At 67.7% G+C, this 19,902-nt stretch carries 20 protein-coding genes and 1 tRNA gene; 6 read left to right on the top strand and 15 right to left on the bottom strand.

Annotation, left to right across the window (positions count from 1 at the left end):
• Positions 1-6: 6 nt before the first annotated feature.
• Positions 7-1,005 carry an FHA domain-containing protein gene (locus tag ACIGHN_RS06690; protein WP_396503758.1) on the bottom strand — a complete coding sequence of 333 codons (999 nt, stop codon included), beginning with the start codon at positions 1,003-1,005 and terminating at the stop codon, positions 7-9.
• Positions 1,006-1,452: 447 nt separating this feature from the next.
• On the opposite strand from ACIGHN_RS06690, the gene ACIGHN_RS06695 reads away from it, so the two are divergent.
• On the top strand, positions 1,453-2,091 hold the full coding sequence (locus tag ACIGHN_RS06695; protein ID WP_396503759.1) for a glycoside hydrolase family 25 protein: 639 nt from the start codon (positions 1,453-1,455) through the stop codon (positions 2,089-2,091).
• Positions 2,092-2,226: 135 nt separating this feature from the next.
• Here ACIGHN_RS06695 and ACIGHN_RS06700 read toward each other — a convergent pair whose 3' ends face one another.
• Together ACIGHN_RS06700 and ACIGHN_RS06705 are read right to left on the bottom strand one after the other, a co-directional pair.
• Positions 2,227-2,727 (bottom strand): hypothetical protein, encoded by a 501-nt coding sequence (locus tag ACIGHN_RS06700; protein ID WP_396503760.1) that lies wholly within the window; start codon positions 2,725-2,727, stop codon positions 2,227-2,229.
• 143 nt (positions 2,728-2,870) lie between these two features.
• Positions 2,871-2,960: transfer RNA gene (locus ACIGHN_RS06705), tRNA-Ser, on the bottom strand.
• A gap of 250 nt (positions 2,961-3,210) precedes the next feature.
• Here ACIGHN_RS06705 and azu point away from each other — a divergent pair.
• Positions 3,211-3,660 carry an azurin gene (gene azu / locus ACIGHN_RS06710; protein ID WP_396503761.1) on the top strand — a complete coding sequence of 150 codons (450 nt, stop codon included), beginning with the start codon at positions 3,211-3,213 and terminating at the stop codon, positions 3,658-3,660.
• Positions 3,661-3,848: 188 nt separating this feature from the next.
• Here the strand turns inward: azu and serS are convergent, their stop codons facing one another.
• Together serS and ACIGHN_RS06720 are read right to left on the bottom strand one after the other, a co-directional pair.
• Positions 3,849-5,171 carry a serine--tRNA ligase gene (serS, locus tag ACIGHN_RS06715; RefSeq protein WP_396503762.1) on the bottom strand — a complete coding sequence of 441 codons (1,323 nt, stop codon included), beginning with the start codon at positions 5,169-5,171 and terminating at the stop codon, positions 3,849-3,851.
• Between the two features lie 146 nt (positions 5,172-5,317).
• Positions 5,318-6,262, bottom strand: coding sequence for a threonine/serine dehydratase (locus ACIGHN_RS06720; protein ID WP_396503763.1), 945 nt, complete (start codon positions 6,260-6,262; stop codon positions 5,318-5,320).
• Between the two features lie 207 nt (positions 6,263-6,469).
• Here ACIGHN_RS06720 and ACIGHN_RS06725 point away from each other — a divergent pair, with 207 nt between their 5' ends.
• Positions 6,470-7,165 (top strand): HPP family protein, encoded by a 696-nt coding sequence (locus ACIGHN_RS06725; RefSeq protein WP_396503764.1) that lies wholly within the window; start codon positions 6,470-6,472, stop codon positions 7,163-7,165.
• A gap of 283 nt (positions 7,166-7,448) precedes the next feature.
• On the opposite strand, the gene ispH is transcribed toward ACIGHN_RS06725, so the two are convergent.
• Positions 7,449-8,444, bottom strand: coding sequence for a 4-hydroxy-3-methylbut-2-enyl diphosphate reductase (ispH, locus tag ACIGHN_RS06730; protein WP_056161721.1), 996 nt, complete (start codon positions 8,442-8,444; stop codon positions 7,449-7,451).
• Positions 8,444-8,908 (bottom strand): peptidylprolyl isomerase, encoded by a 465-nt coding sequence (locus ACIGHN_RS06735; RefSeq protein WP_056418195.1) that lies wholly within the window; start codon positions 8,906-8,908, stop codon positions 8,444-8,446. Before ACIGHN_RS06735 ends, ispH begins: the two co-directional genes overlap by 1 nt.
• A gap of 89 nt (positions 8,909-8,997) precedes the next feature.
• Here ACIGHN_RS06735 and radC point away from each other — a divergent pair, with 89 nt between their 5' ends.
• Together radC and ACIGHN_RS06745 are read left to right on the top strand one after the other, a co-directional pair.
• On the top strand, positions 8,998-9,711 hold the full coding sequence (gene radC, locus ACIGHN_RS06740) for a DNA repair protein RadC (protein ID WP_396503765.1): 714 nt from the start codon (positions 8,998-9,000) through the stop codon (positions 9,709-9,711).
• 338 nt (positions 9,712-10,049) lie between these two features.
• On the top strand, positions 10,050-10,694 hold the full coding sequence (locus ACIGHN_RS06745; RefSeq protein ID WP_056423096.1) for a Smr/MutS family protein: 645 nt from the start codon (positions 10,050-10,052) through the stop codon (positions 10,692-10,694).
• Between the two features lie 53 nt (positions 10,695-10,747).
• On the opposite strand, the gene ACIGHN_RS06750 is transcribed toward ACIGHN_RS06745, so the two are convergent.
• The 3 genes from ACIGHN_RS06750 to ACIGHN_RS06760 are packed head-to-tail and all read right to left on the bottom strand — an operon-like array spanning position 10,748 to position 13,694.
• On the bottom strand, positions 10,748-12,286 hold the full coding sequence (locus ACIGHN_RS06750; protein WP_396503766.1) for a sensor histidine kinase: 1,539 nt from the start codon (positions 12,284-12,286) through the stop codon (positions 10,748-10,750).
• Complete coding sequence (locus ACIGHN_RS06755; RefSeq protein ID WP_056161715.1) at positions 12,286-12,960, bottom strand: response regulator transcription factor; 675 nt, start codon at positions 12,958-12,960, stop codon at positions 12,286-12,288. Before ACIGHN_RS06755 ends, ACIGHN_RS06750 begins: the two co-directional genes overlap by 1 nt.
• Positions 12,960-13,694, bottom strand: a complete 735-nt coding sequence (locus tag ACIGHN_RS06760; RefSeq protein WP_396503767.1) for a PepSY domain-containing protein — start codon at positions 13,692-13,694, stop codon at positions 12,960-12,962. Before ACIGHN_RS06760 ends, ACIGHN_RS06755 begins: the two co-directional genes overlap by 1 nt.
• Positions 13,695-13,817: 123 nt before the next feature.
• Here ACIGHN_RS06760 and ACIGHN_RS06765 point away from each other — a divergent pair, with 123 nt between their 5' ends.
• Positions 13,818-14,465: a PepSY domain-containing protein gene (locus ACIGHN_RS06765; RefSeq protein WP_056161712.1), complete on the top strand. Its 648-nt coding sequence runs from the start codon at positions 13,818-13,820 to the stop codon at positions 14,463-14,465.
• Positions 14,466-14,648: 183 nt separating this feature from the next.
• On the opposite strand, the gene ACIGHN_RS06770 is transcribed toward ACIGHN_RS06765, so the two are convergent.
• The 5 genes from ACIGHN_RS06770 to ACIGHN_RS06790 all read right to left on the bottom strand — a co-directional run bounded on the left by ACIGHN_RS06770 (position 14,649) and on the right by ACIGHN_RS06790 (position 19,579).
• Positions 14,649-16,724 (bottom strand): bifunctional 2',3'-cyclic-nucleotide 2'-phosphodiesterase/3'-nucleotidase, encoded by a 2,076-nt coding sequence (locus ACIGHN_RS06770; protein WP_396503768.1) that lies wholly within the window; start codon positions 16,722-16,724, stop codon positions 14,649-14,651.
• Between the two features lie 95 nt (positions 16,725-16,819).
• Positions 16,820-17,047 carry a hypothetical protein gene (locus ACIGHN_RS06775; RefSeq protein ID WP_056418182.1) on the bottom strand — a complete coding sequence of 76 codons (228 nt, stop codon included), beginning with the start codon at positions 17,045-17,047 and terminating at the stop codon, positions 16,820-16,822.
• A 13-nt stretch (positions 17,048-17,060) separates the two neighbouring features.
• Positions 17,061-17,549: a RidA family protein gene (locus ACIGHN_RS06780; protein ID WP_396503769.1), complete on the bottom strand. Its 489-nt coding sequence runs from the start codon at positions 17,547-17,549 to the stop codon at positions 17,061-17,063.
• A 175-nt stretch (positions 17,550-17,724) separates the two neighbouring features.
• The gene (locus ACIGHN_RS06785; RefSeq protein WP_396503770.1) at positions 17,725-18,816 is read right to left on the bottom strand and encodes a M48 family metalloprotease; all 1,092 of its coding nucleotides are present in this window, start codon (positions 18,814-18,816) and stop codon (positions 17,725-17,727) included.
• A gap of 166 nt (positions 18,817-18,982) precedes the next feature.
• A complete protein-coding gene (locus ACIGHN_RS06790; protein WP_396503771.1) occupies positions 18,983-19,579 on the bottom strand; it encodes a LemA family protein in 597 nt (198 codons plus the stop codon).
• Between the last annotated feature and the right edge of the window lie 323 nt (positions 19,580-19,902).

Below are 19,902 nucleotides of genomic sequence, written 5' to 3' on the forward strand. Positions count from 1 at the left end.
GCAGGGTCAGGCAGCGAGCTTTTCTTCAGCGTGGATCTGGCCGCTCAGCGACAGCGGATCGAAGTCGGCTTCGAGCTGGCTCCCGCGCATGATGCAAAACCGCAGGCTGCCGAAACGCAGCGATCCCCGGCGGCGTTCGACCAGTTCGGGCACATGGGAGTCCGCCGGCATCGCCAGGGCCAATTGCTTGCGCATGCGGAACACCTGAATGTTCAGATGCCCGGGCTCCACCCCCAGCATCTTGGCCAGGCGATCCAGTTCGACCCATCCGTGGGCCTGACTGTCCGGATGCCGCTGCGCATCCGCCCAGCGCAGGCGTGCCAGTGTCAGCAGCGCATAGTGGTGCGTGCGTTCTCCGAGATCGAATGTCCGGTCCCGCTCCTGCACCTCCAATCGCACGTGCTCTTCATCCAGGCTGACATGGAAACGCAAGGCCGTGCGCGGACGCACGAAGGGGATGGCAGTCGCCATCGACTCCATCGTGGAGGAGACTTCGGCGGCCGCTGCAATGAAGCACCAGGCCCGGTTGGAGAAGCGGACTTCATCACCGTCCTCCAGCGTCCAGCTGCCATGCGGGTTGGTGCAGATCCACTGGCCCTGTTCAGTGCAGTGGATGGACACTTCGGCGCCCTGCCCTTGCGGCAGCAGGTTGGACCGCTGCAGCGGTATGGGGGCGCCGTCGTGCCCCAGGGGCCACAGCAGGTTTCCGGGCGGTGACAAGTCTTCCACCACCCAGGCAGCGCCCGGACTGCGGCCAAAGCACACGGTGCTTCCTACGCGCAGCACCTGGGTGTCGGCGTGCGACATGGAGGTGCAGTCGATCAAGGTGCCGTTGCGGCTGTGGTCGCGCAGCTCCCACACCGTGCCCGTCCAGCGAATGGAGGCATGCAGTTGCGACGCGTCCGGGCTGTCCAGCAATGTGTCGGACGAACGGCCCCGCCCGAACACATGGAGCGTCCGCAAATGGATCTTGCGCTGCGTAGCGCTATTTTTCAGGATTGCCATCAGTTCGCCCCTCATTGGTTCTGCTTCACATCGGCACAACGGCTCCTCGTCTGCGCAGGCGCATGTGGAGCAATGTGGCATGCCGCCGATACCGTTCCGCAGGGCTCTCCACCAGCGGGAAAGGGGGGCCTGGAGCCCCCGGTCGCGCGCGCGGGTGAATGAACAGCCATGGCAGGTACCGCCGATGCGTGTGAAGTGTGGAAGTCCGCGCCACGCCTCGCAACTCACAAACTTGGTAGGTCGTTTTTCGGAACCTGTGCAGCTATCGTCGAAGCAAAAGGCGCGCGTGCTCGCTGGCAATGCCCCGAAATCGCCAAGCTGGCACGCATCCCAGACACTGGGGGCAGCGCGCGGCGCGTGCCACCCGCACTGACAGTCCCGCAAGGAAAAAAACCATGCACAAAAAGACCCGTCCACCAAGCAACTTTTGCCTCGGGGCATGACGTGATGACCTTACAAACCCGTGGCATCGACGTCAGCCACTACCAAGGCATGGTCCAGTGGGGCAGCGTGGCCGGCAGCGGTATGGCCTTTTGCTTCATCAAGGCTACCCAGGGCATCGCCTTTGTAGACCCGCACTTCCAGACCAACTGGTCGGGTAGCCAGGCCGCAGGGCTGCTCAGGGGCGCCTACCATTTCGGCCAAGCGAGCACCGACGCCACTGCACAGGCGCAGTTCTTCTATGACACCGTGAGAGCAGATGCGACGCTGGGACCACAGGACCTGCCGCCCGTTCTGGACCTGGAAACGCTGGATGGACAAAGCCCGGAAGACACCCTGCAATGGACCCTGCAGTTCCTGGCACGGACCGACGCCCTCTTCGGACGTCAGACGGTGCTCTACACCGACGCTGGCTTCTGGCAACAACTTTGTGCGTTGCCCGGCTGCGAGGTGCTGGCGTCCCGCCCGCTGTGGCTGGCCGCCTATTCGGCCACGCCCCGCATACCGCTGCCATGGAACGCGTGGACCTTCTGGCAGTACAGCGACGGCACTTCCAACGGAGGCACCCCGGTCCCCGGTGTCACCGGACCTGTCGACCAGGACTGGTTCGCAGGGTCGGTCACGCAGCTGGCGGCCCTGGCATGAAATCTTGAGGAGGAGTGCCTGCGCATCGGCCCCTGCGTTGCGACAAGATGGCCCCGCGAAGGGCACGCCCTTTTGCCGCAGGGGGGGCTGCTCGCGCAGGGCCCAGGCTGATCGACGTCTGGATCGGCCTCGCCGCTACTGCGCTTTTTCCAGTGTCAGCACCACAGAGCCGAACCCCGAGCCCAGCGTTGCAGTGAAGCTGGTTTGCGCCTTGTCGCTCATCCGCATGAAGTAGCCATCCTTGCCTTTCAACCCGCACACGGTGGTGCCACTTTTCTTGGCTTCGGCTATCGCGTCGTTGTCGTTGCCCGTCAACATCTTCCACAAAGCATCGGGATCGATGGGTGCCAGTGACTCCACGTTCGGCTTGCCGGTGTCGTCCGGAAAAGCCTTGCCGTCCGGCCCGACGAATGAGAAGGCATAGCGCTTGCCGTCGCGCGAGATCCGGATGCGATCCTCGTCATCGGACTTGCTGCTCCCCCGCGCGGTGCGCTTTTCCACGATCTTGAAATCGCCCAGCATGGCGGCCTCACAGGCCGCGGCGTTTTTGTCCAGGGCGTGCACCGAAGCGAATGGCAGCCAACACGCAGCCATCACCGCAGCGCAGCAGGTGAAACGGATGGTCGAAAAAGTCATGGAGTCCTGACGGAGGCCCCACGTGGTGGGGCGATGAAGGCAGCGGGGCCGTTGGCGCTGGGCCCTGGCCTGAAGGCACGCACTGACCGAAGGCAGCAAGCAAAGAAAAAAGCCTAAGTGAATCAATCACTTAGGCTTTCATTTGGCGGAGAGGGTGGGATTCGAACCCACGGTAGTGTTGCCACTACGCCTGATTTCGAGTCAGGTACATTCGACCACTCTGCCACCTCTCCTGTGTGTCGAAGCCTGCGATTATAGCAGCAGTTTTTGAAGAACCGTGCTGACGGCGTGCAGCTTCTGCCGCCCAACCCCATCCCTCCGGCAGGCTGCAGAAAGCGCATCGCATCTGCCGCTGGCTTGATGCAGGTCATGGCCCCGCCAAAGGCCCGGTGGCACGATCCTGTGCAGCCAACATGCCCTGCGCGCACGGGCCCTGCGGCTCAGTTCAGCCTTCTTCAATTTCTCCCCAAGGACACTTTCACCATGCGATTCGCACACATCGTCGTTGCCGCCTCTTTGTTCGCCGCAGGCTCTGCCATGGCAGGCCCCTGCGATCTCGAGATCGAAAGCACGGACGCCATGAAGTTCAGCAAGGACAGCCTGAGCGTGCCAGCCAGCTGCAAGAAGGTCACCCTGAAGCTGGTACACACGGGCAAGTTGCCCAAGGCTTCCATGGGCCACAACTGGGTGCTGACCAAAGCCGCTGACATGCAGGCCGTTGCCACCGACGGCATTCCTGCAGGCGCGGACAAAAACTACCTCAAGCCCGGTGACACCCGCGTGCTGGCTGCCACCAAGTTGATCGGCGGCGGCGAGAGCGACACCGTCAGCTTCGATGCCACCAAGCTCAAGGTGGGCGAGGCGTACAACTTCTTTTGTTCGTTCCCCGGCCACATCGGGCTGATGAAGGGCACCTTTGCGGTGACGAAATAAAGGACGCGTAGTACCTGCCGGCCACTGCTGACGCTGCTGCGCCAGCATTGCGGCGCAGCAGGTATCTCGGCTAGGGGCATTTCGGTGCAGAGCCTCGCGCTACGGCCTGCGACCATCAGCATTCCCCCGCCGCCCGGGGCCGCCGCCGCGAAATCTACAGCGCACAGCCCGCCGTGCGCCCAGCCCTATCAGGCTGCGGGCGACAGCAAAGCCACGCCGCCCATGTAGGGTCGCAGCACTTCCGGCACGGTCACGGTGCCGTCGGCGTTCTGGTAGTTCTCCAGCACGGCGACCAGCGTGCGACCCACGGCCAGGCCGGAGCCGTTCAGGGTGTGCACCAGTTCGTTCTTGCCCTGGGCGTTCTTGAAGCGGGCCTGCAGGCGGCGGGCCTGGAAGGCTTCGCAGTTGCTCACCGAGCTGATCTCGCGGTAGGTGTTCTGCGCGGGCAGCCACACTTCCAGGTCGTAGGTCTTGGCAGCGCCAAAGCCCATGTCGCCGGTGCACAGGCTCATCACGCGGTACGGCAGGCCCAGCTTTTGCAGCACGGCCTCGGCGTGGCGGGTCATGTCTTCCAGCGCTTCGTAGCTTTTGTCGGGGTGCGCGATCTGTACCATCTCGACCTTGTCGAACTGGTGCTGGCGGATCATGCCGCGCGTGTCGCGGCCGTAGCTGCCAGCCTCGGAGCGAAAACACGGCGTATGGGCCGTGAGCTTGATGGGCAGCTCGGACTCGGCCACCACCACGTCGCGCACAAAGTTGGTCAGCGGCACTTCGCTGGTGGGGATGAGGTACAGCGCTGCGTTGTCCGGCACAGGCTCGCCGTCCTGGCCGCCCTTCTTGGCCGCGAACAAATCGCCTTCGAACTTGGGCAGCTGGCCCGTGCCCTTGAGCGAATCGGCATTCACGGCGTAGGGCACATAGCACTCGGTGTAGCCGTGCTCCTGGGTCTGCACGTCCAGCATGAACTGGGCAAGCGCGCGATGCAGGCGGGCGATGGTGCCCTTCATCACGGTGAAGCGCGAGCCCGAGAGCTTGACGCCCATGTCGAAGTCCAGCCCCAGTGGCGTGCCGACGTCCACATGGTCTTTCACCTCGAAGGCAAACGTGCCGGGCGTGCCCCAGCGGCGCACTTCCACGTTGCCAGCTTCGTCGCTGCCCACGGGCACGGATTCGTGCGGCAGGTTGGGCACCGCGACCAGCATGGCCAGCAGGTCAGTCTGCACTTGTTCCAGGCGGGCGGCGGATTGCTCCAGCTCCACCTTGCCTGCGGCCACCTGGGCCTTGATGGCTTCGGCTCCATCCTTGTCGCCGCGGCTCATCAGCATGCCGACCTGCTTGGACAACTGGGTGCGCTGGGCCTGCAGCTCTTCGGTGCGGGTCTGCAGCGTCTTGCGCTCGGACTCCAGGGCCTGGAACGCCGAGACGTCCAGGAAGGCCTGGGGCTTTTTGCGGGTTTCCAGCCGCGCGATGGCGGTGTCGAGGTCTTTGCGAAGGAGAAGGATATCTAGCATGACTGGATTTTAGTTCCCCCCGCAATCCAATCCCCCTGAGTCGCTTCGCGCCTTCCCCCCAGGGGGACGCACCCGGTGGCCCGGCAAAGCCGGTTCCACGGGTGCGCTGGCGTGGGCCGCGCCAGTGGCGTCCGCTGCTTTATGGCTCAACTGAGGCTGGCAGGGTCGAAGTTGGCGCCGCAAAGAATCAGGGCCACGGTCTCTTGCGGCTGGGGTTTGTACACGCCGGTCTGCAGCGCGGCCAGGCCCAGTGCGGCGGCGGGCTCCACGGCCAGCTTGAACTCCTTCCACAGCCACAGTTGCGCAGCGCGGATGGCGTCGTCGGGCAGCAGTAGGGCGTCGTGCACATGGCGCTGGCTGACGGCCCAGCCGATGGCGCCGATGCGGCGTGCGCCCAGTGAATCCGCGGCCACACCGCTGACGTCCACGTCCACCGGCTCTCCAGCGGCGCGGGCCGCATGCAGCGTGGGGGCGCGCTCGGGCTCCAGGGCCACGACATGGGCGCGGCTTTCCACCCAGGCGGCCACGCCGCCGATGAGGCCGCCGCCGCCCACGCTGACCAGCACGGTGTCGGGCAGGCGGCCGCCCTGCTCTTCGATCTCTGCGGCCAGGGTGCCGGCGCCGGCCACCACCTCAGGCTGGTCATAGGCGTGGGCCTGCAGCGCGCCGGTGACTTTCTGGCGGTCCACGCAGGCTTCGTACGCCTGCGAATAGGCCGCGCCGGTGACGACCACCTCTGCCCCCAGCGATCGCAGGCGGGCGCGTTTGGCCTCGGGCGAGACCTCGGGCACGAAGACCTCGCAGCGCACGCCCAGCGCCTGGGCGGCGGCCGCCACGGCGATGCCGGCGTTGCCGCCGGACGCGATGATCACGCCGCTGTCGGGCACCGGGTTGGCCAGCAGCCGGTACAGCATGCCCCGCGCCTTGAAGCTGCCGCCCACCTGCAGGTGCTCCAACTTGAGCCAGACCTCCGCACAGTCCACCCCGAGGGACCGGCCGGGCACGCGCATCAGCGGCGTGGTGCGCAGAAAGCCGCTCTGGCGGTCTTGGATGTGGCGGCGGGCGTCGGCAATGGCGGCGCGATCGATCATGCGGGGGCTCCCAGGGACAAAAGGCAAGGCAGGCAGTGTAGGGGCTCTACAGCGCCCTCCACAGCGCCACGGCAGCGTACAGACAGCCCGCAGCGCTACACACCGATACACGCCGGCCCTGCGGTGGGCCATGGCAAGTGCCGATAACATGGCCAGCACCGTCGCCGGGACCTTGCTGGGTCTCGGGCGGTGCCACCAGGAGGCAGCATGTTCTTTGTATTCGGCCCATCGGGCCAGATGTACCGGGGTGGCCCGGAAAACCTGGCGCAGATCTCGGCAGTGCGGCGCGTGCAGCGGCCGCAGGCGCTGCGCACGCGCGAAATGGACGTGCCCACCGAACCCTTTGACCCCCCTGCCCCCCTGCACCCCACGCCCACGCCGCCCCAGAACCTGCGCATGCAGGACGCGGTGAGCGCCTATGCCCAGACGGAGCAAGGCCCGCAGCAGGCGCGCCAGCCGCTGAGCAAGGTGAGCGATGTGATGACCACCGGCGCCCTGAGCGTGCAGCCCGGCCAGCGCGTCAACGACGCCTGGCAGACCCTGGCCGAGCACAAGGTGGCCCAGGCCCCGGTGGTGGATGCGCTGGGCCGCGTCATCGGCTTGCTGGTGCGCGCCGACATGGCGCCGCTCGACCTGCTGCCCGAACCAGGCGCCGTGAAGCAGGCCATCGACCTCGCCCGCCGCCCCGTGTCGGACGTGATGGTGAGCCCGGTTCCTACGGTGGCTGCCGACACGGAACTGCGCCGCGTGGCGGCCGTGCTGCTGGACACGGGCCTGCCCGGCCTGCCGGTGACGGACGAGGCGGGTGTGCTGTCGGGCTTCATCTCGCGCACCGACATCCTGCGCGCGGTGGCGGCAGACCCGCCGCTGGACCTGTGGAGCGGACCGGCCGTGGCGCTGTGATGCCTAAAAGAGGCTGAAAATCAAGCAAAAATGGCCGCTACCGCTTGATGGCAAAGCGCTGGGAGCTATCTAATTTGTAGCACTCTGCCGTGGCGACAATCCTGCCCTTGCGCCGGTGAAGCACGCCTGCCGTGCCCCCGCCAAGGCAAAGCAGCCCAGAATTCAGACTAAAAATGCCTCTACCGCTTGCTGAATAAGCGCAAGCAGCTATCAAATAGGTAGCACCCAAAGAAAAGGGCCCTCAGGCCCTCGTCTTGGTTCGCATGGCACTGCAAGCGGTCACTCAATGCCCTGCAGGCCCTGTCTCCGGCGTGCGCTGGCTGATCTCCAGCCCCGTGGCTGCATCGATGCGCAGGCCCTTGGGCAGCGGAAACTTGATCGTCTCCTCGATACCGTCCATGGTCCGCACCGACACCGCACCCAGCGCCTTGACGCGGTCGATCACGTCGCGCACCAGAATCTCGGGCGCCGATGCACCGGCGGTCAGCCCGACGCGCGTCACGCCCTCGAACCACTCGGTGCGCAGCTCGTCGGCGCTGTCGACCATGTAGGCCCGCGTGCCCAGCCGGTCGGCCAGCTCGCGCAGGCGGTTGCTGTTGGAGCTGGTGGGGCTGCCTACCACGATGACCAGGTCCACCTGCGGCGACAAGATCTTGACGGCGTCCTGCCGGTTCTGCGTGGCGTAGCAGATGTCCTGCTGCTTGGGCTCGCGCACCTGCGGAAAGCGCGCGCGCACGGCGGCGGTGATCTCGGCCGCGTCGTCCACCGACAGGGTCGTCTGCGTCACCACCGCGAGCTTGGCGGTCTGCAGCGGCTGCACGTGGGCCACATCCTCCACGTCTTCCACCAAGTGGATGCCGTGGTCGAGCTGGCCCATGGTGCCCTCCACCTCGGGGTGGCCCTTGTGGCCGATCATGATGAACTCGTAGCCCTCCTTGGCGAGCTTGGCGACTTCGACGTGCACCTTGGTCACCAGCGGGCAGGTGGCGTCGAAGATGGAAAAGCCACGCGCCTCGGCTTCGAGCTGCACCGCACGGCTCACGCCGTGGGCGCTGAACACCAGCGTGGAGCCGGGCGGCACGTCGGACAGCTCTTCGATGAAGATCGCGCCCTTGGCCTTGAGGTCGTTGACCACGTAGGTGTTGTGCACGATCTCGTGGCGCACGTAGATGGGCGCGCCGAACTTCTGCAGCGCACGCTCCACGATCTCGATGGCGCGGTCCACGCCGGCGCAAAAGCCGCGCGGCTCGGCCAGCAGGATTTCTTGCGGGGCGGACATCACAGGATCCCGATCACTTGCACTTCGAACGTGACGGGCTGCCCGGCCAGCGGGTGGTTGAAGTCGAACAGCACCGCGCCGTCCTCCCGCACCTGCAGCACCGCACCCGCGTAGCTGCTTTGCCCGTCGGGCGTGGGGAACTGCACCACATCGCCCACGCTGTAGCGCTCGTCGGGGTCGCCCAGCTGGTTGAGCAGCTTCTTGGCCACCCACTGCTGCATTTCGGTGTTGCGCTCGCCAAAGGCCTCGCCGGCGGCCAGCTCGAACGTGGCGCGGGTGCCCTCGGGCAGGCCCAGCAGGCGCTGCTCCATGGCGGGGGACAACTCGCCCGCGCCCAGGGACAGCGTGGCAGGCTTGTCGGCAAACGTGTTGATCACATCCCCCGCCGGGCCGGCCAGGCGGTAGTGCAGCGTGAGGAAGGAGCCTGGCTGCACCGTGGGAAGGGAAGCATCGATAGAGGTCATGAAAGTCCCGATAAACTGGCCCGTATTGTAGAAAACCGGGCAAAGCCCTACGCCCGTTGATTCCTGACGGGTGTCGATAACCCTGCGCCATGTCCCTCAAAGACCTCCCTCCCGACGCGCAGCCCCGCGAAAAACTGCTGGCCCGCGGCCCCGCCGCACTGGCCGATGCCGAACTGCTGGCCATCCTGCTGCGCACGGGCATCGTGGGCAAGGGCGTGCTGCAGATGGCGCAGGAGTTGCTGGAGCCGCCCTGCATCGACCCCGCCACCGGCAAGGTCGCCGGGGGCTTTGGCGGGATTGCCGGACTGCTGCACACCAGCCCTGCCGACCTCGAACGCATCAAGGGCCTGGGCCCCGCCAAACGCGCCGAGCTGGTGGCCGTGCTCGAACTCGCCCGCCGGGCCCTGGCGCAGCAGCTGCGCGAGCGCGAGGTCTTCGACTCGCCCGATGCCGTCAAGCACTACCTGCAGCTGCATTTGGCCGCCAAGGGCCATGAGGTGTTTGCCGTGCTGTTCCTCGACGCGCAAAACCGCCTCCTGGCCATGGACGAGCTGTTTCGCGGCACGCTCACCCAGGCCAGCGTGTACCCGCGCGAGGTGGTGCTGCGCGCCCTGCACCACCACGCCGCCGCCGTGGTGCTGGCCCACAACCACCCCAGCGGCAGCGTGCAGCCCAGCCGCGCCGACGAGGTGCTGACCCAGACCCTGAAAACCACGCTGGCCCTGGTGGACGTGCGGGTGCTCGACCACGTCATCGTGGCGCCCGGGCAGGCCCTGTCGATGGCGGAGAAAGGGCTGCTGTGAAAGCTGGCGCTCCGCCACCCGCTCCCGTACCCATGCCTGCGCCCTTCACGGCACTGCAGGCTGCACTGGCGCGGGCCGGGCGCGCAGCCAGCGGTGCGCCCGAGCCCACTGCCGACATCGGTCCCACTGAACGGCCTGCCTCAGCCCCCACGCCCACGACCCGCGCCACCCGGCGTGCCGCACTGGCAGGCCAGCGCGCTGCCGCCAAGGCGGCCCAGCGCCCGCTGCAGCCGCCCCGGCCCCACGGCACCGCCGCCAGCGAATCGGCGCCTCCGGCCCACCCCCCTGCCGCGCCCCGCCGCCGGGCACCACCTGCCCCGCGCAGGGCCAGCGAGCGCATCACGCAGCTGCAGGACCTGGCCAGCGTGGCCCGCCGCCTGCGCGAGGCCCAGGAGCGCGCAGACGCCGAGGAAAAAGCCCGGCGCGAGGCGGCCGCGCGGCAAGAAGCCGAGCGCCACCTCTTCAGCCGCAGCGTGGGCGCGGTGACGCCGCTGCGCAACCCCAACCTCGCACGGCTGCGCCGCCACCAGCCACCGCCGTTGCCGGTGCAGCACTGGCTGGACGAAGAACGTGTGCTGCTCGAATCCATCAGCGACGACTTCGACGTGAGCACCCTGCTCGACACCGACGACCAGCTGAGCTTTCGGCGCCCCGGCGTGGGGGTGGAAGTGACGCAGCGCCTGCGCTCCGGCCACTGGAGCATTCAGCGCCAGCTGGACCTGCACGGCCTGCGCGTGGACGAAGCGCGCGAGGCACTGGGCGATTTCATCCGCCACGCCCACAAGACGGGCCTGCGCTGCGTGCGCGTGGTGCACGGCAAGGGCCTGGGCTCGCCGGGCAAGAGCCCGGTGCTCAAGAGCCGCGTGCAGCGCTGGCTGGTGCAAAAAAGCGAGGTCCTGGCCTTTGTGCAGGCCCGGCCGATCGACGGGGGCGCAGGCGCGCTGGTGGTGCTGCTGCAGCCCGTGCATGCACGCAGGCGCTAGGGGGTGGTGCACCGGGCGCCGTGCAACTGGCGTGTGGCTGCACCGTCACCCCCCTATCCCGGCTTGCCGCGCGCCACAGTCACCAGCCCCTGCAGCTCCAGCCGCACGCCCAGGCCCTTGAGCGCCTCGCTCTTGCGCAGTTGCAACTGACCGCCATAGGCCTGCACGATCTGGCTGGCAATCGCCAGGCCGAGCCCGCTGCCCTGCACGGACTCGTCAAAGCGCACGCCGCGCTCGCCCGCGGCCTGCAGTTGCTCCGGTGTCATGCCCGGGCCATCGTCCTCGATGTCCAGGCACAGGCAGGTGTGCGAGGCACCGCCCTGCGCCGACAAGGGCGCAGAGGCCGCCATCGATGCCGATACCGACACGGTCAGCCGCACCTGCGACGCAGCCCACTTGCCCGCGTTGTCCAGCACGTTGCCCAGCACCTCTTCCAGGTCGGCGCGTTCTCCGCGCCAGTGCAGCGGGCCGTGCGTGGCGTCTGCCAACACCCAGTCCAGCTCCTGCGCGGCGTGCAGGCGCTCCATCATGCGCAGCAGCTGGGCCACGCAGTCGCGCACGTCCACGGCCTGGCCGGTGCTTCCGGGGTGGGCGTGCAGTGCGTCGCTCAGGGTGCGGGCCTGGTAGCGGTCCACCAGCTGGGCCATGGCCTCGACCTGATGCCGCACCTCGCTGCTGGGCACCTGCGGCTGCGCACTGGCCTGCGCGCTCAGCAAGGCCAGGGGCTTCTTGAGCGCATGGTTCAGGTCCACCGCATGGGCCCGCGCGCGGGCCACCACGTGCGCGTTGTGCGCCAGCAGGCCTGCCAGCTCGTTTTGCAGGGGCTGCAGGTCGCGCCCCGTGGGGGCGGCCAGGTGCCGCGCCACATCGGGCCCCGCGCCCTGCGGCGCGCGCAGGGCGGCCAGCATGGCCTCCAGCCGGCGCAGCGGGGCCAGCCCCACCCGCACCTGCAGCCACGCCAAACCGCCGGTGAGCAGCATCAGCACCAGCCCGGCCACCACCAGCGTGCGGTCGATCTGCCGCATGCTGCTGTGCAACTGTGCGGCCGGGCCGTAGACCGTCAGCGTGACCTGCACCGGGGGCTGGCCCAGGCTGACCGGCTGGGCCAGCGATAGCAGGGGTTCCTGCAGCGGCCCCGTGGCCCGGTGCAGCGTGGCAGAGCCGGTGGTGGGCGCAGGCTCGGCCGGCAGGCTGTCCATGTCCCACAGCGAACGCGACCGCAGCACATCGCTGCCCGCCTGGGCGCGCCAGTACCAGCCGGCGTAGATGGCGCTGAACTCATCGGCGCCGCCGGTGGACTCCCGCAAGCCGCCCTGGGGACCCAGGTGCAGCCGTGCGCCCACGCGCTGCGCCTTGTCGCGCAGCACCTGTTCGAAGCTGGCCAGCAGGCTCTGGTGCATCTGCACGCGCAGCCACAGCCCCCCGGCGCCCACCAGCAGCAGCATGGGCACCAGCGCCAGCAGCGCGATGCGCGTGGCCATGGGCCACTGGGCCAGCGCCAGGGCCCACGCGGCGGCGCCATGGACCCTGGCCGGCGCAGGCGGTGCGGGCTGCGCGGGCCTTGAAGATGGCGCGGAGGGTTCGATGCGCATCAGCCCGCCACGTCGCACGCCACCAGGCGAAAGCCCTGGCCGCGCTCGGTCACAAGCTGCGGCGCACCGTTCAACTTGCGGCGGATGCGGCCGATCAGCACGTCCAGCGTGTTGGAGTCCGGGTCGAGGTCGCGCGCATACACATGCTCGCTGATGTCAGTGCGCGTGAGCAGCTTGCCCGGGTGGTGCATGAAGTACGCCAGGATCTTGTGCTCCTGCGCGGTGAGCTGCAGGCTCTGGCCCTGCAGCGAAAAGCGGCCCTGCACCACGTCGTACTCCAGCGGGCCGGCCGTCAGCACGGCGGCGGCCGACCCGGCCGTGCGGCGCAGCATGGCCCGCAGGCGCAGCACCACCTCGTCCATGAGGAAGGGCTTGGTCAGATAGTCGTCGGCCCCGGCATTGAAGCCCGCGACCTTGTCGCTCCAGCGGTTGCGGGCCGTGAGCACCAGCACCGGCCAGCTGCGGCCCGCGTCGCGCCAGTCGCGCAGCACGCTCAGCCCGTCCTTGAGCGGCAGGCCCAGGTCCAGCACGGCGGCGCTGTAGGCTTCGGCACTGCCGGCAAAGGACGCGGCCTCGCCGTCGTGTTCCACATCCACCGCAAAACCCGCGGCCTCCAGCGCCACGCGCAGTTGCTGGGCCAGCGCCACATCGTCTTCCACCACCAGGATGCGCATCAGTCGTCCACCTTCTGCCGCGTGACTTGCAGGCTCACGGCGTCCACTTCGAGCTCCAGCTTGAAGCCGTTGGGTTGCTGCAGCTCCACGCTGTAGTAGGGGCGGCGGCGGTGGTCCGTCTCCAGCTCCACCTCCAGCACCAGGCCCGAAAAGCGCGGCCGCAAGGATTCGAGCATCACGGCCATGGACTTGGGCGCCGCGGGCGTGCCCGCCGTTTGCGGCGGGGTCAGCACCTCGCCCGTGTTCACGTCCACCAGCAGCTTCATCTCCCCGGCGGGCCGGTCCGAGAGCTTGACCTCGTACACCGCCTTGCCCTGCGCGTCGCGCTCGAACTCGGCGTTCACCACGCGCGAGCCGTAGCGCTGCTCCAGCTGCTTGATGTAGCGCGCCATTTGCGCGAGGCCCACAGGCTGCGTGGGCCAGTCGCTCTCCTGCGCGACGACGGTGCCCGTGGCCGCATCCACCAGCACCTCGTGCTTGGTGCCGCGGGCGTCGATGATCTTGATCTCGTAGCGCAGCTCGCCCTTGCGGCCGTGCTTGGTCTCCACGTCGATGACGCGCCCGCCGTACTGGCGGCTCATGTCCGCAATGATGCTGTTGAGCGGCCTAAGCTGCCCGCTCTGCACGCCGCGCCGCGCCACATCCTGCTCGGCGGCAGGGGCCTGCGCACAGGCCAGCGCTACCGCGGCAAAAGCGGCGGCCTGCACGATGGTTCGCAAGCTGATATTTGTCATCGCGCGATTATTGCGGAGGCCATTAAACGGTCCATGAACGGACGCTTCACGGTGGGTTTAGGAACGGTTGCGCACACTGCCTCCCAGTTCTTCACAACCACTGCCACACCGAAAGGAAGCACCATGAAAAAGACCGTTCTGACCCTGGCCTTCGCAGCCGCCGCCGCGGCCTCCGCCCTGCCCTCCATGGCCTGGGCCATGGGCGCCCAGGAGGCCGTCAACGTGATGGCCAAGAACCACTACGTGGCGCCGCACGACCTGCAAAAGCAATACGGCTACTGGACCGCCGAGGCCGTCTCCAACGACGGGGTGCGTGCCACCGTGCTGGTCAACGATGCCAACGGCAGCTTCACCGCCGTGCGCAAGGGCGATGTCGGCACCGCCCTGCCCAGCGTGGAGCGGGTGGCGCAGCAGGTGCGCGCCGCCGGCTACAGCTTCGTGTACGACGTGGAGTTGGACGACGGCTTCTGGCAGGCCAAGGCCCGCCAGTCCGTGACCAACCGCGAGAAGGTCGAATTCGTGCTGCACCCGGTGACGCTGGAGGTGTTGAGCCAGGTGGGCCGCAGCGGCGGCACCGTGAACGGCCAGCCCGTGCTCAGCGCCGACCAGATCGTGGCGGCCCTGCAGCAGGCGGGCTACACCCGCGTGCGCGGTGTCGAGTATGAAGACGGCTACTGGGAAGCCGAGGCCACCAACACGGCCAACCTGGCGGTGGAGCTGCGGGTGGACGCCGTGACCGGGGCCGTGCTGCGCGAACAGCTGGACGATTGAGCGGCCCGCGCCTGCGGTGGAGGCAGGTGCGGCAACCAGCGCACGAAAAAAGTAGCACCTGGCCCGGCATGCCAACGCAGCCGGGCCAGGTGTTGGAGTGACTGTTGTAGCGGGTCGGGGCAGGCACGCCGAACGTGCCCGTCGCCCGCGCTACACGCCTGCATGCCTACATGCCCTACATACCTACTTGGACAGATCGACCGCGTACTTCGACGTGCCCTTGCCCGAGCCGTCGTCCGCCGCCAGCAGCGACACGTTGGCCAGGCCCGCGGCCTGCGCCACGGCCAGCGCATTGGCGCCCGAGCTGAAAACCACCGGCCCCGCCACGGTGGCCTTGGCAAAGCGCCAGCTCTTGGCCGCACCGTTGGTACTGCGCGTCACCGCCGGGTTCTTGCGGATGTAGTCGATGACCACGTCGCGATTGGCATCGGGCGACGCCCAGATGGTGCCCGAGCCGTCGAGCTTGTCGATGAAGCTCTTGCCACTGGTGGCGCGGTAGTTGTTGGTGGCGATCACGAACTCCTGCGCCACGTCGATGGGCTTGCCCAGGTAGGTCAGGCTCTTGATGCGGCTGCCCACGGGCTGGGTCACGTCGATCTGGTACTGCACGTCGGCGGTGGTGAACATGTCGAAGTTGTAGCCCGGGAAGGTGCTGATGAGCTGCTGCTCGCCGGTCTTGGCAGGGTCGATCTGGTTGAAGCGCTTGGCCGCGGCCTCCAGCCAGTTCTTGATGTCCCCGCCGTTGACCTTCACCGCATACACCGTGTTGGGGTATAGGTACAGGTCGGCCGCGTTGTTGATGGCCAGCGGGCCCACGGCGACGTCGGTGTAGTCGGCTCCACCCTGGAAGCCGCTCTTGAACGGCGCGCTCACCGACAGCACCGGCAGCTGCGCATACTGCGGCAGGCTGGCCTTGATGTAGGCGGCCACATAGGCCTGCTGCGCCTGGTTCACGATCTGGATCGCGCCGGGGTCGCCCACGTCGGCGAACAGCGTGCTCATGCGGAAGTCGGTCTGGCCGATGGGTGTCTTCACGTACTGGATGGCGGCCTGGTGCTGCGTCTCGACGAGCGGGGCCACGCTGGCGTCCGCATCCACGGTCACTGTGGCGCCCGCGGCGTTCTTGTTCTGGATGTTGCGCAACTCGGACTTGCTGGCCGTCTTGTTGACCACCCACTTGGCGCCGTCCCACTGCAGCGCCAGCTGCACCACGCCCAGGGCCTTGCCCCACGAGCTGGCCATCACGGCGGGCACGCCGTTCACGGTGCCGGCCTTGTGGTCGACACCGGCCATGGTGAAGCCGGGCGTGGCCGCGGTGTCGGGGAACACGCCGTGCTGGTGGCCCATCACCATCGCGTCGATGCCGGCCACCTTGGAGAGGTACAGGCCCGGGTTCTCCATGGTGGGCGAATACGCCGCGCTGTCCATGCCGCCGTGCAGCAGCGCGATCACGATGTCGGCGCCCTTGGCGCGCAGCTCGGGCACGTACTTCGTCGCAGCCTCGACCGCGCCTTGCGTGCTGACCTTGCCTTCGAGGTAGCGCTTGTCCCAGTTCATGATGCCCGGCGTGGTGAAGCCGATCACGCCCACCTTGATGGGCAGCTTCAACTCCTTGCCGTCCGCGCCCTTGGCCACCAGCGTGCGCTCGAGCACGGTGTAGGGCTGCACCAGCGGCTTCTGGGTCTTGTTGCTGGTGACGTTGGCCAGCACCATCGGAAAGCCCGCGCCCGCGCATTTCTTGGCGGCGTCCACGCCATCCACCTCCAGCCCGCCGCCCAGCACCTGGTTCAGGAACGGCAGGCCGTAGTTGAACTCGTGGTTGCCCAGCGTGCCGGCGTCAAAGCCTAACGCGCCCATGGCCCTGTACATGGACAGCTGCTGCGTGCAAGGGATGGGGTTGATGGTGGCTTCGTAGTCGGCCAGCGCCGTGCCCTGGATGGTGTCGCCGTTGTCCACCAGCAGGGTGTTGGCAAACTCCTTGCGCGCCGCACGCACCAGCGTGGCGGTGCGCTCGAAGCCGTAGCTCTTGTCTTCGGCCAGCTTGAAGTAGTCGTAGCTGCGCACATTGAAGTGCAGGTCGGTGGTCTCCAGCACGGCCAGCGTGGCGGTGGCACCAGCGTTGTTGTTGACGCTGCCGCCATCACCGCCGCCGCATGCGGACAGCGACGCGGCCAGCGCCAGCACGCTCAGCGTGGCGGTGCGGCGTGAGCCATGAAACGACGAAAGCGAAAGAAGTCGGCTGCGAGTGCGTTCAGACATGAACAAGGCCCTTGTTGGAACAAGGGTCCGAGTGTCTGGCCGGGGTTTGACAGCGGTGTGACGTGGTGCAAAAGCACACGCCTGTCCGCCCCCCATCAGGCGATGCGGTGCACGTCGCCGTTGTGCGGCGAAGCGCTTTCGTGGAACAGGTCCTCCAGGAACTGCGCCAGCTCGTGCTCTTGCACGAAGTCGGGAATCACGAAACCCGAGGGAGTCCGCTTGCCATCGGACCCCACGCGGTAGGCCTGCCACAGCGCGCCCTCGCGCCGCACCTCGACGATGCGGCCGAAGACGTTGAAACGGGGGTGCGTCGGCGCTGCCATACGAAGCTCTCCTTCAGGCGGATGCGTGCGGATCTGCGGTCGTGGCGATCAGATCCACCTCGACCGTCGCGTTCTTGGGCAACTGCAGCACGCCCACCGACGTGCGCGTGTGGGCGCCCGCGTCTCCCAGCACGGCGAACAAAAGGTCCGACGCCCCATCGGCCACCTCGCTTTGCTGCGTGAACGTAGGCGCCGACTGCACGTACACGGTGATCCGCAGGATGGCCTGCACTGCATCGAGTGAGCCGAGTGCACGCTGCAGCAGAGCCAGCGATCGCATCACGCACACCTTGGCGGCCTTCTGCGCATCGGCCAGCGACGCACCGGCACCGGCTGCGCCCGTGACCACCACGGTGTCGCCCACGCGCGGGATCTGGCCGCTCAGGTAGATGTGGTGACCGTCGCGCACCAGCGGCACGTAGTTGCCACCGATCTTGATCTCGCCATCGAAGCTGTAGCCCAGGGCCTGGGCCTGTTCCTGGAAACGCGTGTCACGGGACATAAGAAATCTCGGCATTTAAGAGGGCCACCACTATGCCATTGAGCGCGGCATGGAGCGCGCAGGCAGCCATTGGTTCGGCCCACGCCAGTGCACCCGCGGAACTGGCTCGGCCAGACCACCGGATGCGTCCCCCTGGGGCGGGAAGGCGGCGAAGACGAAACAAGGGGGGAGGGGTTCAAAGATACCGCGCGAACGGGTCCACCAGCGACGCCAGCGTCACGCCGGCGGGCTGCCCGGCATTCTCGGGGCGCCAGGCTGGCTCCGGCCCTGCGGCCACCGGCATGACCTTGATCGGCTGCATTTTGCGGCCATAGAGGCGCTGCACGCGCTCATCCAGCGTGGGGTGCGAGTCGAGCCAGCGCTCCATGCGGCCACCGCCGCCCAGGTCCACCAGGAGCATGTGCTGTACCGAGGGGTGGTTCAGTCCCTTGTGGCTGTGCTCTTCATAGCCGCGCGGCAGGTCGCGGCGCTGGGCCATGACCTTGCGCAGCACGCCGCCCAGGCCGTCGCGGCTGCGCGTCCATTGCACGGCGCGGGCGTCGGCCAGGTACTCGCGCTGGCGCGACACTGCGGCCTTGAGCATGCGTCCGGTCAACCAGCCTGCAAGGCCGGCCAGCATGATGGCCGAGCCGAACCACCACGACAGGCCCCGGCGCTCGCGCAGCGTGTTGCCGAAGTTGTAGACCAGCTCCAGCCCGAACACCATGCCCGCCAGCTGCATCTTCAGACGGGTGTCGCCTTCGTGCAGGTGCGAGAGCTCGTGGGCGACCATGCCCTGCATCTCCTCGCGGTTCAGGTAGTCGAGCGCGCCCTGCGTCACGGCGATCACGGCATCGCTCTGGTCCCAGCCGGCGGCAAAGGCATTGATCGCGTCGGTGCGCGGCATCACCATGATCTCGGGCCGGGGCATGTGGGCCGCGATGCACAGCTCGTCCACGATGTTGGAAAGCCGCTGCTCGGCATGCGAGAGCGACGGCCTCAGCTCGCGCGCACCCACCCGCCGGGCCAGCTTGACGCCGCCCGCGCGCAGGTTCGAGGTTTCCACCCACCAGCCGCCCAGCACCAGCATCAGCGACACGCCCACGTTGGCCGCCAGAAAGCCCTGCGGAAACGGCAACCGCCCCGGCAGCACCGCGGCCATCAATACCCAGGCCAGCGCCAGGGCCGCGTGCACCGCGACGACCAGCACGGCCACAGCGAGTGCAAAGCCCAGCAGCAGGCGCCGCGTCTCGCTGCGCGCGCTGTCCTGATGGTCCCAGAACTTCATGGCACCCTCTCCAGTCGGTGAGATATCCACTGCGGGCAGAACTGGCCGCAGCCTTGCCGGCGCATGCGTGGATGCGTACGGGCCGTGCCGCCACGTGCGTCCCGCGGAGGGAACAGCGCCGCCAGCGGCCCAGAGGCCCAGAGGCCCAGAGGCCCATCGATATGGCTTACGAGAACCGCACCTGCGGCGCGGTGCGCTCTTCTTCGCTGCGTGTGGATTCGAGCATCGGCACGGTGGGAAAGCCCAGCAGGCGCGCCACGACCAGGTCAGGAAACTGCGCTGCCGCGTCGTTGAATTCCAGCGCCTGGTCGTTGTACGCCTGGCGCGCAAAGCCCAGGCGGTTTTCGGTGCTGGTCAGCTCTTCGGACAGCGACTGCATGGTGGCGTCGGCCTTGAGTTCGGGATACGCCTCGGCCACCACCATCAGGCGGCCCAGGCTGCTGCCCAGCACGCCCTCGGCGGCTGCGAGCGCGCCCATGGCGTTGGCGCTGCCAGGCTCTGCCCGTACAGCGGCAGCAGCGCCCTGCGCCTGACCGCGCGCCTGGATGACGGCTTCGAGCGTGGCGGCCTCGTGGCTGAGGTAGCCCTTGGCGACTTCGACCAGGTTGGGCACCAGGTCGTGGCGGCGCTTGAGCTGCACGTCGATCTGGCCGAACGCGTTGGCAATGCGGTTGCGCAGCTGCACCAGCCGGTTGTAGACACTAACGGCCCACACCGCCAGCACGGCGACCAGGCCCAGAACGATCCAAGCAGTAGCTGACATGTCCCACCCTCCTTGTTGTGAATTGAATGAATGGATGCTGGGCGCATCTTAGTGGCGCTCCTTTCCCAAAGGGGCCATACATTTCAGCGGGTAGGGATTTAAGCACCAAAACAGCCTGCAGCGCCTCACCAATAAGCGCTAGCAGCTATCAAAAGCAGAGCAATCGATACTATGAGCACACACCGGGCCCATCCACAGGCTGCGAGGGCAGCGGCCCAGCCGCTCTGGGTTGACACCCCGCACCCGCCACCGACCGCAGCCCCGCCAGTGCACCCGTGGAACCGGCTTTGCCGGGCCACCGGGTGCGTCCCCCTTCAGGGGGA

Origin of the sequence: Acidovorax sp. NPDC077693 (genome assembly GCF_044542805.1) — a bacterium.
Classification (GTDB): Bacteria; Pseudomonadota; Gammaproteobacteria; order Burkholderiales; family Burkholderiaceae_C; genus Acidovorax.

Bases quoted from the DNA above. Each gene is read 5' to 3' on its own strand.
- ACIGHN_RS06765 (WP_056161712.1), top strand. From the start codon at position 13,818: ATGAAAAAGACCGTTCTGACCCTGGCCTTCGCAGCCGCCGCCGCGGCC.
- ACIGHN_RS06700 (WP_396503760.1), bottom strand. From the start codon at position 2,727: ATGACTTTTTCGACCATCCGTTTCACCTGCTGCGCTGCGGTGATGGCT.
- serS (WP_396503762.1), bottom strand. From the start codon at position 5,171: ATGCTAGATATCCTTCTCCTTCGCAAAGACCTCGACACCGCCATCGCG.
- ACIGHN_RS06725 (WP_396503764.1), top strand. From the start codon at position 6,470: ATGTTCTTTGTATTCGGCCCATCGGGCCAGATGTACCGGGGTGGCCCG.
- ACIGHN_RS06775 (WP_056418182.1), bottom strand. From the start codon at position 17,047: ATGGCAGCGCCGACGCACCCCCGTTTCAACGTCTTCGGCCGCATCGTC.
- ACIGHN_RS06720 (WP_396503763.1), bottom strand. From the start codon at position 6,262: ATGATCGATCGCGCCGCCATTGCCGACGCCCGCCGCCACATCCAAGAC.
- radC (WP_396503765.1), top strand. From the start codon at position 8,998: ATGTCCCTCAAAGACCTCCCTCCCGACGCGCAGCCCCGCGAAAAACTG.
- ACIGHN_RS06695 (WP_396503759.1), top strand. From the start codon at position 1,453: ATGACCTTACAAACCCGTGGCATCGACGTCAGCCACTACCAAGGCATG.
- ACIGHN_RS06785 (WP_396503770.1), bottom strand. From the start codon at position 18,816: ATGAAGTTCTGGGACCATCAGGACAGCGCGCGCAGCGAGACGCGGCGC.
- ACIGHN_RS06690 (WP_396503758.1), bottom strand. From the start codon at position 1,005: ATGGCAATCCTGAAAAATAGCGCTACGCAGCGCAAGATCCATTTGCGG.
- ACIGHN_RS06750 (WP_396503766.1), bottom strand. From the start codon at position 12,286: ATGCGCATCGAACCCTCCGCGCCATCTTCAAGGCCCGCGCAGCCCGCA.
- ACIGHN_RS06770 (WP_396503768.1), bottom strand. From the start codon at position 16,724: ATGTCTGAACGCACTCGCAGCCGACTTCTTTCGCTTTCGTCGTTTCAT.
- ACIGHN_RS06760 (WP_396503767.1), bottom strand. From the start codon at position 13,694: ATGACAAATATCAGCTTGCGAACCATCGTGCAGGCCGCCGCTTTTGCC.
- ACIGHN_RS06790 (WP_396503771.1), bottom strand. From the start codon at position 19,579: ATGTCAGCTACTGCTTGGATCGTTCTGGGCCTGGTCGCCGTGCTGGCG.
- ACIGHN_RS06780 (WP_396503769.1), bottom strand. From the start codon at position 17,549: ATGTCCCGTGACACGCGTTTCCAGGAACAGGCCCAGGCCCTGGGCTAC.
- azu (WP_396503761.1), top strand. From the start codon at position 3,211: ATGCGATTCGCACACATCGTCGTTGCCGCCTCTTTGTTCGCCGCAGGC.
- ispH (WP_056161721.1), bottom strand. From the start codon at position 8,444: ATGTCCGCCCCGCAAGAAATCCTGCTGGCCGAGCCGCGCGGCTTTTGC.
- ACIGHN_RS06735 (WP_056418195.1), bottom strand. From the start codon at position 8,908: ATGACCTCTATCGATGCTTCCCTTCCCACGGTGCAGCCAGGCTCCTTC.
- ACIGHN_RS06755 (WP_056161715.1), bottom strand. From the start codon at position 12,960: ATGCGCATCCTGGTGGTGGAAGACGATGTGGCGCTGGCCCAGCAACTG.